The following is a 12,787-nucleotide window of genomic DNA, read 5'->3' as shown; positions in this document are numbered from 1 at the left end:
CGGTCCGCTGGAGAAGCACAATGAGCACTGATACGTTAGAGACTGGCGCGCACCCGGTCGGCAAAGACGACGCCATTAAAGCGGTGGTTAAAAAGGTCGCCTGGCGCCTGATGCCGCTGATCATGGTGTGCTACCTGTTCGCGTTTTTTGACCGGATCAACATCAGTTTCGCCAAGTTTCAATTGCAAGCCGACCTGGGCTTGAGCAATACCGCGTATGGCCTGGGGGCGGGTCTTTTCGTGGTGGGTTACGTCCTCTTCGAAGTGCCGAGCAACATGATGCTGTACAAGTTCGGTGCACGGCGCTGGATCGCACGGATCATGGTGTCGTGGGGGCTGGCGACCGCCGCCATGGTGTTCGTCACCGCGGAGTGGCAGTTCTACGCGCTGCGTTTTCTGATCGGCGCCATGGAGGCCGGTTTTGCCCCTGGCGTGCTGTATTACCTGACGCTTTGGTTCCCGCAGGATTTCCGTGGGCGCATCACGTCAATGCTGTTCCTGGCTTCGGCGTTTTCCGGGCTGGTGGGCGCGCCGTTTTCCGGGCTGGTGCTGGAACACATGGATGGCGTGCTGCAGATACGCGGCTGGCACTGGTTGTTCCTGCTGGGTGGCCTTCCGTGCCTGCTGTTGGCGTGGATGGTGCTGACGCAACTCAAGGACCGCATTGAAGATGCACATTGGCTGAGCGCCGACGAAAAGGCCCTGTTGGCCAGCCGCATCGCGGTGCATGAAGTGCACAAGAAAGGCTCGTTGCTCCAGGCTGTGCGCATCCCGGGTTTCCTGATGCTGGGGCTGATCTATTTCCTGATCCAGGTGGCGTCCTACGGCCTCAACTTCTGGGCGCCACAGTTGATCCGAAGCGCGGGTATCGAAAGCCCGATGGTGATTGGCTTGTTGACCGCCATCCCGTACATCTGCGGGGCCATCACCATGGTCGTGGTGGGGCGTTGGTCGGACGCCACAGGTGAGCGTCGCAAGTTCGTCAGTGGGTTGGTGGTGTTGGGGGCGATTGGCTTCTTCTGCGCTGGGATCTTTGATAACCACACCACCTTCCTGATCATTGCGCTGGGTTTGCTGGGGGCCGGCATTATTGCCTCGATCCCGACGTTCTGGACGTTGCCGCCCAAATTGCTGGCAGGTGCCGGCGCCGGTGCGGCGGGCGGGATCGCGTTGATCAATACCCTGGGGCAACTGGGCGGTATCGTCAGCCCGGTAATGGTGGGGCGCATCAAGGACATCACCGGCAGCACCACGCCGGCGCTGTATGTCATTGGCGTGTGCGCGTTGGTTGCCGCGGCGCTGCTGATGTGGGGCCTGCCGCAAAAAATGCGTACCTCCGACAAGCGCTGACCTCGTTTCACGCAGCGGCCAAGGCTTTGGCCGGCGCGTTGGCGAACTGAATCAACGCCACTGCGGCCATCAACAACAGCGCCCCGACGACACGGGGCGTTGTCAGTTGGCGCTGCGCCAGGCCGAACAGGCCGAAGTGGTCGAGCAGCAGCGATGCCAGCATCTGCCCGGCCAGGGCCAAGGCAATAAACCCCGATGCCCCCAGCTTGGGCAACAGCATTAACGCCAGGGAAATAAAACACACGCCAAATGCACCGCCAGCCCACATCCACAAGGGTGCCTGGGTGATAAACGCCAGGCTCGGCAAGGGCAGTCGCAGGGCGATAATCACGGGCAACAACACGATGATACTCACCAGCAACGAGGCCAAAGTGGCCCACAACGGGTGGCCGAGCCCGCGCCCGAGGTTGGCGTTAATCGCACTTTGAAACGGCACCACCGCGCCAGCCATCAGCGCCAGCGCGCCCAAACCTGCCCAATGCCACATCGTCATGTCGAAACTCCTAGAGGTTTTGCTGGACTCTAAGTTATTCGTCGCGCAAATTTAAATTCAAAGTTTTTATGCTGAGTATGCAGCTGATGAATGACCTGCGCCGTATCGACCTCAACCTGTTGGTGATCCTCGACGTCTTGCTGAGTGAGCAACATGTCACCCGCGCCGCCGAACGCCTGCACCTCAGCCAACCGGCGGTCAGCCATGCGCTGGCGCGCTCGCGTGACCTGTTGGGTGACCCGTTGTTGGTGCGCCAGGGCGGCGCATTGGTGCCGACCGCGCGTGCGCTGGAGCTGGCTGCCCCACTGGCCGAAGCCCTGGCCCAGGTGCAGGCACTGCTGGCGCCGAATCGCTTCGACCCAGCCTCGGCCAAACGCCGTTTTCGCGTGGCGATGTCGGACTACAGCGCGGCAATTTTCCTACCCAAGTTGATCCGTGTGCTGCGTCGTGAAGCGCCGGGCATCGACTTGCAGATCATCCAGGCCAGCCGTGAGGGCATGGTGGACGGCGTGCTCAATGGCGATCTCGACCTGGCCGCCGGGGTATTTCCCGACATGCCCTGCGAGCTGCGTACTACGCCATTATTCGAAGAGCACTATACCTGCCTGGTGGACCGCAATAGCCTGCCGGAAAACGCCACGCTCGATTTGCCTACCTACCTGGCGCGTCCCCACGTGCTGTTGGAAATGCGCGGCAGCGGTACCCCGGAAATCGAACGGGCGCTGACGGCGATTCGCGAGCGGCGCCATGTGGCAGTCAGCCTGCCGCACTGGGGCGTGGCGCCGCAGTTGATTGAAGGCACGGACTTGATCCTGACGGTGTCGTCGCGGGGGTTGCTGAATATCGATCAGCAGCATTTGCTGGCCGTGCCACCGCCGTTTCATATCCCGGCGTTTGCGTTTGAGCTGGCATGGCACGCGCGGCGCGGCGGGGATTCGGGGTTGCAGTGGTTGATTGGGCGGGTGCAGGGCGTATTGACGTAACCCGCTCGTGGCATTTGCACTCCTTGGCAGAACAGGCAGAATCCCTCCACGTTCAACCTCTCCAGAGTCGCCGCCATGACCCCATCCCTGCTGCTCGCGGTCCTTGCTTCAGGCTTTATCTATGGCATCACGCCTGGCCCTGGTGTGCTGGCTGTGTTCGGCATCGGCGCCGCCCGAGGCCGTCGCGCCGGGGCGGGTTTTCTTTGCGGGCATTTGCTGGGGGATGTGGTGTGGTGCAGCACGGCGCTGATCGCGATTGTCGGCGCGCGGGAAGTGGGCAGCAGTGCGTTTGATGTGCTGGGCGTGCTCAGTGGGCTGTACCTGTTCTGGCTTGGCTGGCGCGCGATTCGCACCCGCCAGCGTAGCGGTGATGCGCCACAGGGCGCGGCGCGGCATCCGTTCTGGCACGGCATCGTGTTCGGCTTGACCAACCCCAAGGCTTACCCGGTGGCGGTTGCAACCTTCACTGCGTTGCTGTCCAGTCGTGCCGAGATGCTGACCTGGGCGATGCTGCCGGGGTTGATTGTTTTGAGCTTTATCGGCGGCCTATTGGCCTATGCGATCCTGGTCGGCGTGGTCGGCGCGCAGCGCGTGCGCACGGTGTATCAACGTCATGAAATCCTTATCACCAAGCTCTGCGGCGTGATGTTTATCGGTTTCGCCATCAACGCCTTGGCGCATGCATTACCCGGCCTGTTCGGCAGTAAACCGGCCTGATGCGGCAACGACCGTTCGTCGTGCGGGCAAGTTTTTTCTAAACCTTTACCGTCCTGAAAATTCGAATTCAGGGCGGGGCGTGTTCCCCCGCACTTATTTTTGCCCTGGAGGAACCCATCATGAGCCGCATGGCTATCCGGTTACGCACCGCCAGTTTCGCGATGCTGCTGGGCCTCGGCGCCAGCAATGCTTTCGCCCAGTCGCCTGCTGAATTCATCGAGCAGGCATCGGCCAAAGGCATGGCCGATATCGAAACCAGTCGCATGGCCCACGCCAAAACCTCGTCCCAGGAAATCAAGGACTACACCATCGAGGTAATCAACGAGCGCACCCTTGCCAACCAGCACCTGGCCGCCATTGCCAAGAAGCTCGACCTGCCTGTGGCGCCGCGCGAGAAGATCGTCGACAAAGCCGAGACCCTGATGCCTGAACTCAAGGACGGCGACTCCTTTGATGCCGCCTACACCGCGCAACAGGTCAAGGAAAATGAAGACGCTATCGCCCTGTTCAAGCAGGGAGGCGCTGCTTCGGATGTCCCGGAAATCAAAGCCCTGGTGGACGAAACACTGCCTAAGCTGGAAGAGCGTTTGCACAAAGCCCGTGCTTTGGCATCGACCTACGGCAAAGGTCATCAAGGCGACGGTTGAGGCCTTGGGTTGAAATAAAAAACGGCGGTTGGATTTGATTCAACCGCCGTTTTTTTTGCCTGGCTCAGAATGCCAGAGCCGCCTGGCCTGTGCCTTCCAGCGCGAGCAAATATTGCTTGGCTTGCAGCCCTCCGGCGAAGCCGGTGAGGCCGCCCGACGCACCGATCACTCGATGGCAGGGGGCAATGATCGAGATCGGGTTACGCCCGTTGGCGGCGCCGACCGCACGCACGGCTTTGGGGTTGCCGATCTGTCGGGCGATCTGGCTGTAGCTGCGGGTTTCACCGAAGGGGATGGTGAGAAGTGCCTGCCAGACTTGCTTTTGAAAGTCGGTGCCGGTGAAGTCCAGTTCCAGCTCGAATGTGCTGCGTGTGCCGGCGAAGTACTCCCGCAACTGGCGCTCGGCTTCCAGCAGCACCCGGCTGTCGTTTGCCTCGCGCAATTCGCCCAGGCGCACTCGGTTGGCGCGCTCGCACTCCCACAAAATGGCGCTGAGTTTGCCATCACGCGCCACCAGGGTGAGCTGGCCGACGGGGGAGGGCATGAGCTTGTAGTCGTAGGGCATGGATGGGCTCCTCAAAAGGCCGGTTCAAACGGTTACGTCGTGACTGTAGTTCTATCAGCCGGGTGGGAAACTACGTTTCTTGCGATCAAATTCTGCAGGGTCTAAAAGCTCCAGTACGCCCAGTTTGAATAATGCGGATACGCGTACAACCAGACGATGTAATACAGGGCTTTGAGCACTGAGGGTGTCGACATTGCCAGAAACGAGACCCCATTGAGCGCGGTGACGATTGCGGCGAACAGGGCCACGCGTCGACTGGCATGGCGCCTGGCTAACTGTACGCCGTAAAGCGAGGCCGCCAAAACGCCCAGCGAGAGTACCAGCGCCAAGGGAAACGGCAGTTTTATAAACGAGACCAGCAGGGGCAGTACCAGCACCCAACCGAATACCTGGCGCACTATGAACTTTGGTGTGGGTTGTCCAGGTTCCAGCATGGGGTGTTTCCGCTTTCAGGCCAACAATCCGGCATTGTCGGGGTACTTGCTGTGGGTGGCTGTCAGGCAATGCTGACGTGATGCTACCGATCCTGTTGCAGCACCTTCAGCGCCGCGGATGCGAGAAAACCTGAACGGCTTTTCTCTTCAGGGTGGTGCAGAACGTATTCATCTATGCGGTTAAGCAGATAACCCGGCAAGGTGATGTTGAGTTTCTGCGCCTTGCCGAGGTACTTGGTGACGTCGATATCCACGACTGCCCATGTGCAGCCGGCGTACTGCGGGTTGGCGGCATGCACGGTGACTTTGCGCGCGCTGGGAATCGGTGCACCGTCTTCGGCGAGGATCTCGAAGTGCCCTTCGATCGCTTCCCGGGCCATGGCCATGGCGTCGTCCAGGTCGTCGCCGGCTGAGTAGCAGCCGGGAATATCCGGGACTTCCACACCCCAGGCATGGTCGTTATCGCCCGTTGAAATTGCGATGGGATACAGCATGTGTGTTGTCCTCCAGGGACGGTTAGCTCATTAGAGCTTGTTTCAAAATGCTCTTGGCGGTCTTGTCCAACAGGTCCTTTTTTGGATGGGGAATCGTCACCAGCCCCGGCTTCACAGGGTGTTTGAAATGATGATGACTGCCCCTTGTGCGCACCAGATACCAACCGTCCGCAACGATGTGACCTATCAAATATCGGCTATCCACAGCACCTCCTTGTGGTGTGTGTTGGTGGTGACTATAACCACTGAAAATAAATTATCAATACGCTACCTACCGACAGTCGATGACCGGTATTTCGGTAGGGGGTCAAGGAAGTGTATGAGTGCGCGCAGAGGGCGCAGGAGAGAGGTATTGCGGGGTTTTTCGATGGTATTACAGCGTGTGTGGTGCCTCTGTGAGGACTGTCAGAAACGCGTCGATCAATACATTTTTTGTTTCAGCGCGAGTGAGTACGAGCAACTGTGCACACGCCTCCAATTCCATCATCGGCCTGTACGTCACACCTTTGTTCATCAGGCTTTGCGCACATTCGGGTACCAGCGCCACGCCTTGCCCGGCTGCCACCAGCGCGATGATCGAGGTGATCTGCCGCCCGGTAGGCCCCCGTCGCAAGGGCCGGTCGTGGAGGCGGTAAAGCGCTTCGATGGATTGGTTCAGCCCCGAGCCGTAGTCCGCCGGAAACAGAATCAGCGGATACGCGCTCAACTGTGCGAGGCTGATCTGCGCCAGGTTCGCCAGCGGGCTGTCGGTGGACACCGCCGCGACCAAGCGCTCTTCACCCAGCGACAGCGCCTGCACGTCTGTGCGTTGCGGCAACAGCCGGCTCAGGCCAATATCCAAGCGCCCATCCGCCACCTGTGCGCCCAGGTTGCCGGAGGCGCACTCCACCAAGGTCAACTGCACGTCGGGAAAGCGTTGGGCGAAGGCCTGGATCGCCTGGCTGAACAGATCCGATAGGGCGATCGAACTGGCATAGCCCAGCGCCAGTTGCCCGGCGGTGCCCGCGGCCAGTTTATCCGCCATGACCTGAGCCAGCGCCACCTGTTCCAGCACACCACGTGCGTAGGGCAGGAACGACCGGCCTTGCGCGGTGAGGGCCACTGTGCGGCTGGTGCGATCGAAGAGCTTGAAGCCCAACGCGGTTTCCAGCGCCGAAATGTGACGTGTCAGCGGCGGCTGGGCCAGGTGCAGGCGAATGGCCGCGCGGCCGAAGTGCAATTCTTCGGCGACTGTCAGAAAGTAACGCAGCTTGCGTAGGTCGAGCATCCAGGTCCTTGGGTATCAATCGGTCGTCATTCGGTATTGGTGCAAAACCTTTCGGCCATTCTATAAAGGCCTTTCAACATAAAACGAGAGGTTTCATGAAACCGCGCCTGCATTGTGCCCGCCTTGCCCTCTTCCTGTGTGGTTGCGCGGCGTTTCTCAACCTGTACGCCACCCAGAGCATCTTGCAAATCTTTGCCGCGCAGTTTCAGATCAGCGCGAAGGCTGCCGGGTGGAGTATCACCGTGACCACGCTGGCGGTGGCGCTCACTGCGCCGTTTGTCAGCCGCCTGACTGGGCGTTTCGAGCAGCGCGCGGTCATCGCCGCGGCCGCGCTGCTGCTGGCGTTGCCGACGCTCATGACCGCGTATGCCGACAGTTTTGCCGAAGTGCTGGTGTGGCGCTTCGTAGAAGGCATGTTGATACCGGTGGTGTTTGCCACCAGCGTGGCTTACATCGGCGACCGTTGGAGCGGCGGTACCGTCACTGAAGTCACCAGCCTGTATGTCGCCGGCACGGTGTTGGGCGGGTTTGCCGGGCGTTTTGTCACCGGCGTGATGACTGAATATGTCGGTTGGCGCGAAGCCTTTGAATTGCTTGCGGCGTTGAGCCTCATGGTTGGCGGGTTTATTCAGTTCCTGCTGCCGGCCAATCGTGCGCGAGCAAAGCGGCTCAGTGGGTCCGTTTCAGGTGTTTTTCGTCAACCGTTGTTGGCCGCCTATGCCGTAGGCTTTTGCGTGTTGTTCTCTCAGGTCGCGACATTCACCTACGCGGGCTTGTACCTTGGCCTACCGCCGTTCAACCTCGGGCCTGCGGCCTTGGGTACGCTGTACATGGTGTTCCTGCTGGCGCTGGTTGTGATCCCTATCGCAGGGCGCCTCAGTAAAGCCCGCCCGCATGGCCAATTGCTGACGGGTGCTGCGTTGTTTGGCGTAAGTGGGTCGGCCCTGACCCTGGTGCCATCTTTGTGGTGCATCGTGACCGGCCTCGCCCTGAGCTCCACCGGCGTATTCCTCGCCCAGGCCGCTGCCAACGCCTTCACCACCGCGACCGCTCGCGATAACAAAGCCGCTGCCGTTGGGGTCTACCTCACGTGTTACTACTTGGGTGGCAGTTGCGGCGCTATCGCTCCGGCGTTGATCTGGGAGCAGTGGGGCTGGGCGGGGTGTGTGGCGCTGATCATGGGTTTTCAGCTGCTGACTCTGGTCATAGCGCTGACCGGGTGGCGGCCAGCGTAGCCTCTACGGGAGCGAACATCGTGACGTTATCCGGCGCCGCTTGCACCTGAAGGCGCCTATCAAGGGCAGCGCAGCCAAGAGACACCGCGATCTTAAAAGGGTGCCGCTAGCGAAAAAGGAATGCGCAACGCACCGATCGCCCCTTCACGGGTACCGCACATTTCGTCATGTACGCACTGCTGCACCAGCACACACGGGAATGGCGGCACTTGCTGCAACAGGTCGCGTAAATGCGTGCTCGACCGGATGCGCAAAGTCTTGCCGCTGTCGTCCAGTAACGTCATCTCGAGGTGCGCAAGTTTTATACGCGCAATATAGAAACCGCCTTCCAACGACAGTAACTCCAACTCACGTATTTCGCCTTTTTCGGCCAGTGCGGTCAGCCTGCGCAGATTCATGATTCACCTTCGCTGTGGGTGTTATTGGCGTCGAAAGAACAGCGTGACCTGGCCCCACTCCACGCCGAATTTGGACATGCTCGACCGGTTGATCATCGTGTCTTCATCCATCAAGTACATCCAGTCGTCAAAGCTCACTTCGTACACCGACCCGTCCACGGGCAGGTTGAGGCGGTAGCGCCAACGCAATGCGTTCCCGGCCACTTCGCCGATGGCCTCACCGACCACATCCCCGGCCCGTCCGCGCCAGCGCCCCGGGCCATCGGGCGTGAGCGTCCATACGCGTTGCTGGCGCGTGCCATCGCTGTACAGGAATTTTTCGTCGAGAATAAGGTTGTTGCCCTCGCGATGACTGGCAATATCCACCTCAAAACGCTTGGCGACTTCGCCCGAGCGTTTCTCGAATATTCCCCAGGCCTTGACGGGTTTACTGAAGAAGCGCTCCAAGTCCAATTGCGGCTTTTGGTCGGCATAGTGCTCGACACCGACGTTACCGCAGCTGCACAGGCTCAATAGCAGGAACAGTGAAACCAGCAGGCGTTTCATTGCCTGGCTCCTTGATCGTGCGAGGCGTCATGCCAGCGCTCAAGGTCTTATAGTTGTACAGAATTTTGTGTTTGTATAGATTTTTGGTCAAGGAACTACTGAGCCCCTTTATCGGCCACGCAGCCTTCTCGGACTTTCAATGGGTCAGGACGGCTGCGAGAAGCTTGGGGGGGTTGTGTCAGCGGCAATCTGGATTTGATGCTGGTTCGAGCAGCGCGTTAGCTAAGTTTCAATGCGCTATAGCTTATGTAAGGCGACTCTAAAGGAGGGCAGTAGAGTCGCGATGCAGTGGAAAGTCGATTTATTATTTATTGGTTGTTTTCGGTAGGTTTATTTTTTTATGAAGCTTTCTCGCTACGTCTTGCCTAGTGAGCATGACCAGCATGCAAAATACGGAAAATATCGAGATGGCGACAATGCTCAGTAAGATGCCTCGTTGCCCTTTTAGCCCATCGGCGATATGCGTGCGGTAGTTGTCGAGCAAGAAGAACGAGCAAATAGTATCTAACTGGTCTGTTGTGAATCCAAGTTCGGAGAAGGCTTCAAGCGACTCAGCCGATTGGCATTCCGTATTTGATAGCGTTGGCTCGGATTTGAAAAAGTAGAATTTTGCATTCTCTTTTGAAAGATAAAATGACGGGGCTTCGGGGGCGTCTTTCAACGAGACCATCAGGTAGGGTGAGTTTGTGACAGGTACGATGAAAGAAATGATAATAAAAAAGAATATAAGCAATCCAATGGTGATGTTTTGGGTGAGCTTGGAAAATAGCGTTTCTTTAAATGTTAATGTACTGAAGTTATTCCAATTTATGTAGTTTCTTACTTTTGCCACGTCCCTGTGACAAAAGCCATGCTTTTTGATCCACTCTTCAGCAAGTTTTGTCTCGGTCAGATTTTGCGCGGGTATATTAAATTCGAAACGGTAGTACTCAACCTCGCGCAAGTTTTTTCGAACGAGTTCATATTCTTCATCTTCGAATTTAGTAGAACCCCCAAAAAAGCGCCACATGAGGTCGCGCAAAAATATTAGTGAACCTGAGCGCTTGTAGATATAAAAAATCAACGCGCAGATTGCAATTCCACTCAGCATGCTTGCCAGCGTGGCGTAGTTCTGGAAGGTCCAGTCTACGATGTTGGCGTCGATATTTGCATTGGGTTGTGACACAGCGTCATCCTTGGCTTGATTTTGATAAAAATTAGGGTTTTGGCAATTCTGTTATGAAGGTGTGCATGTCCAACTTATCCCTAAGTTGTGCGGCTAGCGCTACGCAATGAGCGTACACGACCGCAGAGAGCGCAGGTTGCCGGGCAGGTCGCTGATGTGGAAACGTAGGGGGGATGATGCGGAAAAACGAGGGGAACGCAAAAAGTGGAGCGGGTAGAGGGAATCGAACCCTCAACTAAAGCTTGGGAAGCTTTCGTTTTGCCACTAAACTATACCCGCTCAGAGCGGCTGACTTTGTACCAGATGTTCGCCTGGATTTGAAGTTTTTCTTTGGAAATGTGCAAGTTATGACGAGGGAGCGCGCTCCCTCGCCACCGTCAGGTGCCGCCTCAAACCGCAAATGCATGCTGTGTCTGGCCTTGGCTGTAACGCAACCGGCTGATCGGCCGCTGCGGTTTCAAAAAGCCCACGACCGCGTCCCGACTGTCCCGGCATGCCGCTTTGTGTTCCATGTCCAGAAAATGTCCTGTCGCCGCAATGGTGCTGAAGCTGCTGTTGACCACATGCTGGCCAAACAGCTTGGCATCCTGGGCGCTGGTGTATTCGTCCCATTCACCGTTCAAAAACAACACCGGAATGTCGATGGCCTTGGCTGCCTTGAGGTAGCACAGGCGATCGCTGTTGAGCACTTGGCTGATATGGAAGTGCATCTGCCCGTATTCGTGTTCGGCCAGGCTGCTGACATGTTTGTAGTTGAAACGTTTGAACAGCGACGGCAGGTGTTTGCCGATGGTGCTGTTGACGAGGTGCCCCACGCGATCGCGGTCGAGGTTACCGAGGTAGTCGACGCCGCGTTCCAGGTAGTCGCGCATGGGCGCATTGATGACGGGCGAGAACGAGCTGATCACCGCTCTTTCCACACGGCGCGGGCGGTGGGCGAGGGCGACCAGGGTGGCGGCGCCGCCCCATGAGAATGACAGCACGTGTTCGGCGGCGAAGTGATCGATCAACTCCAGAAGGATCTGGCCTTCGACTTCCTTCGTCAGCATTTGCTCATGGCGGTTATGGATTTTGGAGCGGCCAGCGTAGGGCTGGTCGTACAAAACCACATTGAATTGCGGGTGCAGGCTTTTCACGGTTTGGGCGAAGGATGCCGTGGTGGCCATGGAGCCGTTGACCAGGATGATGGTCTTTTCAGCAGCGTCCGCGCGATAGAACTCCGTGTAAACCCGATACTGACCCTGTATATCCAACACAGCGATTTCTGGCCTCATGTCGTAAGACTCCTGGCAAGCGGGTAGGGCGCGCAGATAACTCTGCACGAGCTTTGTGACAGGTAGGCATACGCCTGGAAAAGGAAGGCCCATGTCGGTCCGATGACGGCTGGCCGGCGGGTGTTGTTATGGCGGGCTGTTTGCCTGGAGGGCCCGTAGATCAAGCGCGGGCGATGGCAAGGTAGGTCTTGGAGGTTATAGGCGACTCGCCAGTCATCATTGGGCTGGTGAATGGGAGTCAAGCACAGACTCGGTATCACGCAAGTGGTTAAAAAGAGATTTGGCTTTCACCGGCCGAACGGTCGTCAAACCTGATGGATTTCCTCAACGGTCAACGCGCGATATTCGCCCGGCGCGAGTGCAGGATCCAGCTCAAGCGGCCCCATGCGTTCGCGATGCAAGCCAATCACTTTGTTGTTGAAGTACCCGAACATGCGCTTCACCTGGTGGTAACGCCCTTCGATGATGCTCAAGCGCGCCGTCGTCGGCCCCAGCACTGCCAGCTCGGCAGGTTGGGTGGTGAGGTCTTCAAACGCGAAGTACAGGCCGGCGGCAAACGTCGCCGCGTAATCGGGGCCGATAACGTCTTCAGTTTCTACCCGGTACACCTTGGGCAGTTTGGTCGTCGGTTGCGTGAGACGCCGCGACCACTGGCCGTCATTGGTGATCAACATCAGCCCGGTGGTATTGAAGTCCAGGCGCCCGGCAATATGCAGCTCGTTTTTATCCGACTCACGCAGTAAGTCGAGGACCGTGGGGTGTTGCGGGTCCGACGTTGCGCTCACGCACCCCTGGGGCTTGTGCAGCATAAAATAACGCGCCGGTTTGCCCGCCTGCAGCACTTCAGCATCAAGGCATACGCGGCTGAATTCGCGGACTTCGTAGTGAGGGTCGCTGACCGTCACGCCATCCACGCTGATCCGTCGTTCAACCAACAACCGTCGCGCTTGCTGGCGATTGAACCGCGGCAAGTTGCTGAGGAAGCGATCAACCCGCATTGCGGTTGCGCAACTGTTCGTCCACTTGGGCGCAACGTGGGCACAGGCAAGCCTGGTTGCGCACTTCATCGGGCAGTGCTTGGAGCACCGCAGGGTCGATGGTGACGCTGTAGCACCAGCAGGCCTGGTCGGCGGTACGCGGGTCGGCCAGGGAGCAGTCGTTGCGGGCGCCGCAGGCGGGACAAAGGGTTGGCGTGGTCATGGGGCGGGCTGCATCGGGCA

17 protein-coding genes and 1 tRNA gene are annotated in these 12,787 nt (G+C 58.4%); 5 read left to right on the top strand and 13 right to left on the bottom strand.

Annotated elements, in window-relative coordinates; all coding sequences use genetic code 11:
- Window positions 1–20: 20 nt before the first annotated feature.
- Entirely contained in the window at window positions 21–1,349 is a 1,329-nt protein-coding gene (locus AB4N98_RS05765; protein ID WP_065877114.1) for an MFS transporter, read from the top strand.
- A gap of 7 nt (window positions 1,350–1,356) precedes the next feature.
- Here the strand turns inward: AB4N98_RS05765 and AB4N98_RS05760 are convergent, their stop codons facing one another.
- Window positions 1,357–1,842 carry a DMT family transporter gene (locus AB4N98_RS05760; RefSeq protein ID WP_017529619.1) on the bottom strand — a complete coding sequence of 162 codons (486 nt, stop codon included), beginning with the start codon at window positions 1,840–1,842 and terminating at the stop codon, window positions 1,357–1,359.
- Between the two features lie 77 nt (window positions 1,843–1,919).
- On the opposite strand from AB4N98_RS05760, the gene AB4N98_RS05755 reads away from it, so the two are divergent.
- The 3 genes from AB4N98_RS05755 (at window position 1,920) to AB4N98_RS05745 (ending at window position 4,189) form a co-directional block, all read left to right on the top strand.
- Complete coding sequence (locus AB4N98_RS05755; RefSeq protein ID WP_411736600.1) at window positions 1,920–2,825, top strand: LysR family transcriptional regulator; 906 nt, start codon at window positions 1,920–1,922, stop codon at window positions 2,823–2,825.
- Between the two features lie 75 nt (window positions 2,826–2,900).
- Window positions 2,901–3,542 carry a LysE family translocator gene (locus AB4N98_RS05750; RefSeq protein WP_065877112.1) on the top strand — a complete coding sequence of 214 codons (642 nt, stop codon included), beginning with the start codon at window positions 2,901–2,903 and terminating at the stop codon, window positions 3,540–3,542.
- A 119-nt stretch (window positions 3,543–3,661) separates the two neighbouring features.
- Window positions 3,662–4,189, top strand: coding sequence for a DUF4142 domain-containing protein (locus tag AB4N98_RS05745; RefSeq protein WP_017529616.1), 528 nt, complete (start codon window positions 3,662–3,664; stop codon window positions 4,187–4,189).
- Window positions 4,190–4,253: 64 nt separating this feature from the next.
- Here the strand turns inward: AB4N98_RS05745 and AB4N98_RS05740 are convergent, their stop codons facing one another.
- From AB4N98_RS05740 to AB4N98_RS05720, 5 genes are all read right to left on the bottom strand, one after another.
- Complete coding sequence (locus tag AB4N98_RS05740) at window positions 4,254–4,754, bottom strand: methylated-DNA--[protein]-cysteine S-methyltransferase (protein WP_017529615.1); 501 nt, start codon at window positions 4,752–4,754, stop codon at window positions 4,254–4,256.
- A 101-nt stretch (window positions 4,755–4,855) separates the two neighbouring features.
- Window positions 4,856–5,188: a hypothetical protein gene (locus AB4N98_RS05735; RefSeq protein WP_065877111.1), complete on the bottom strand. Its 333-nt coding sequence runs from the start codon at window positions 5,186–5,188 to the stop codon at window positions 4,856–4,858.
- Between the two features lie 83 nt (window positions 5,189–5,271).
- Window positions 5,272–5,682: a type II toxin-antitoxin system HicB family antitoxin gene (locus AB4N98_RS05730; protein ID WP_065877110.1), complete on the bottom strand. Its 411-nt coding sequence runs from the start codon at window positions 5,680–5,682 to the stop codon at window positions 5,272–5,274.
- A gap of 22 nt (window positions 5,683–5,704) precedes the next feature.
- Window positions 5,705–5,887 carry a type II toxin-antitoxin system HicA family toxin gene (locus AB4N98_RS05725; RefSeq protein ID WP_065877109.1) on the bottom strand — a complete coding sequence of 61 codons (183 nt, stop codon included), beginning with the start codon at window positions 5,885–5,887 and terminating at the stop codon, window positions 5,705–5,707.
- 168 nt (window positions 5,888–6,055) lie between these two features.
- Window positions 6,056–6,949, bottom strand: a complete 894-nt coding sequence (locus AB4N98_RS05720; protein ID WP_017529614.1) for a LysR family transcriptional regulator — start codon at window positions 6,947–6,949, stop codon at window positions 6,056–6,058.
- Window positions 6,950–7,044: 95 nt separating this feature from the next.
- Here AB4N98_RS05720 and AB4N98_RS05715 point away from each other — a divergent pair, with 95 nt between their 5' ends.
- A complete protein-coding gene (locus AB4N98_RS05715) occupies window positions 7,045–8,184 on the top strand; it encodes an MFS transporter (RefSeq protein WP_460149301.1) in 1,140 nt (379 codons plus the stop codon).
- 92 nt (window positions 8,185–8,276) lie between these two features.
- On the opposite strand, the gene AB4N98_RS05710 is transcribed toward AB4N98_RS05715, so the two are convergent.
- The 7 genes from AB4N98_RS05710 to AB4N98_RS05680 all read right to left on the bottom strand — a co-directional run bounded on the left by AB4N98_RS05710 (window position 8,277) and on the right by AB4N98_RS05680 (window position 12,767).
- A complete protein-coding gene (locus AB4N98_RS05710; RefSeq protein WP_017529612.1) occupies window positions 8,277–8,582 on the bottom strand; it encodes a DUF6482 family protein in 306 nt (101 codons plus the stop codon).
- 21 nt (window positions 8,583–8,603) lie between these two features.
- The gene (locus AB4N98_RS05705; RefSeq protein ID WP_017529611.1) at window positions 8,604–9,128 is read right to left on the bottom strand and encodes a DUF3833 domain-containing protein; all 525 of its coding nucleotides are present in this window, start codon (window positions 9,126–9,128) and stop codon (window positions 8,604–8,606) included.
- A 304-nt stretch (window positions 9,129–9,432) separates the two neighbouring features.
- The gene (locus tag AB4N98_RS05700) at window positions 9,433–10,293 is read right to left on the bottom strand and encodes a DUF6216 family protein (RefSeq protein ID WP_065877107.1); all 861 of its coding nucleotides are present in this window, start codon (window positions 10,291–10,293) and stop codon (window positions 9,433–9,435) included.
- A 205-nt stretch (window positions 10,294–10,498) separates the two neighbouring features.
- A tRNA-Gly gene (locus AB4N98_RS05695) sits at window positions 10,499–10,572 on the bottom strand.
- 110 nt (window positions 10,573–10,682) lie between these two features.
- Window positions 10,683–11,567 (bottom strand): alpha/beta fold hydrolase, encoded by an 885-nt coding sequence (locus AB4N98_RS05690; RefSeq protein WP_017529608.1) that lies wholly within the window; start codon window positions 11,565–11,567, stop codon window positions 10,683–10,685.
- A 305-nt stretch (window positions 11,568–11,872) separates the two neighbouring features.
- Complete coding sequence (locus AB4N98_RS05685) at window positions 11,873–12,565, bottom strand: 16S rRNA pseudouridine(516) synthase (protein ID WP_065877105.1); 693 nt, start codon at window positions 12,563–12,565, stop codon at window positions 11,873–11,875.
- Window positions 12,555–12,767 carry a cysteine-rich CWC family protein gene (locus AB4N98_RS05680; RefSeq protein ID WP_017529606.1) on the bottom strand — a complete coding sequence of 71 codons (213 nt, stop codon included), beginning with the start codon at window positions 12,765–12,767 and terminating at the stop codon, window positions 12,555–12,557. Before AB4N98_RS05680 ends, AB4N98_RS05685 begins: the two co-directional genes overlap by 11 nt.
- Between the last annotated feature and the right edge of the window lie 20 nt (window positions 12,768–12,787).

This window comes from Pseudomonas sp. S3_E10 (genome assembly GCF_054667615.1).
This window is presented reverse-complemented; position numbering and strand designations above follow the sequence as displayed.

Bases quoted from the DNA above. Each gene is read 5' to 3' on its own strand.
- AB4N98_RS05705 (WP_017529611.1), bottom strand. From the start codon at position 9,128: ATGAAACGCCTGCTGGTTTCACTGTTCCTGCTATTGAGCCTGTGCAGC.
- AB4N98_RS05750 (WP_065877112.1), top strand. From the start codon at position 2,901: ATGACCCCATCCCTGCTGCTCGCGGTCCTTGCTTCAGGCTTTATCTAT.
- AB4N98_RS05715 (WP_460149301.1), top strand. From the start codon at position 7,045: ATGAAACCGCGCCTGCATTGTGCCCGCCTTGCCCTCTTCCTGTGTGGT.
- AB4N98_RS05720 (WP_017529614.1), bottom strand. From the start codon at position 6,949: ATGCTCGACCTACGCAAGCTGCGTTACTTTCTGACAGTCGCCGAAGAA.
- AB4N98_RS05690 (WP_017529608.1), bottom strand. From the start codon at position 11,567: ATGAGGCCAGAAATCGCTGTGTTGGATATACAGGGTCAGTATCGGGTT.
- AB4N98_RS05685 (WP_065877105.1), bottom strand. From the start codon at position 12,565: ATGCGGGTTGATCGCTTCCTCAGCAACTTGCCGCGGTTCAATCGCCAG.
- AB4N98_RS05710 (WP_017529612.1), bottom strand. From the start codon at position 8,582: ATGAATCTGCGCAGGCTGACCGCACTGGCCGAAAAAGGCGAAATACGT.
- AB4N98_RS05735 (WP_065877111.1), bottom strand. From the start codon at position 5,188: ATGCTGGAACCTGGACAACCCACACCAAAGTTCATAGTGCGCCAGGTA.
- AB4N98_RS05730 (WP_065877110.1), bottom strand. From the start codon at position 5,682: ATGCTGTATCCCATCGCAATTTCAACGGGCGATAACGACCATGCCTGG.
- AB4N98_RS05765 (WP_065877114.1), top strand. From the start codon at position 21: ATGAGCACTGATACGTTAGAGACTGGCGCGCACCCGGTCGGCAAAGAC.
- AB4N98_RS05755 (WP_411736600.1), top strand. From the start codon at position 1,920: ATGCAGCTGATGAATGACCTGCGCCGTATCGACCTCAACCTGTTGGTG.
- AB4N98_RS05680 (WP_017529606.1), bottom strand. From the start codon at position 12,767: ATGACCACGCCAACCCTTTGTCCCGCCTGCGGCGCCCGCAACGACTGC.
- AB4N98_RS05760 (WP_017529619.1), bottom strand. From the start codon at position 1,842: ATGACGATGTGGCATTGGGCAGGTTTGGGCGCGCTGGCGCTGATGGCT.
- AB4N98_RS05745 (WP_017529616.1), top strand. From the start codon at position 3,662: ATGAGCCGCATGGCTATCCGGTTACGCACCGCCAGTTTCGCGATGCTG.
- AB4N98_RS05740 (WP_017529615.1), bottom strand. From the start codon at position 4,754: ATGCCCTACGACTACAAGCTCATGCCCTCCCCCGTCGGCCAGCTCACC.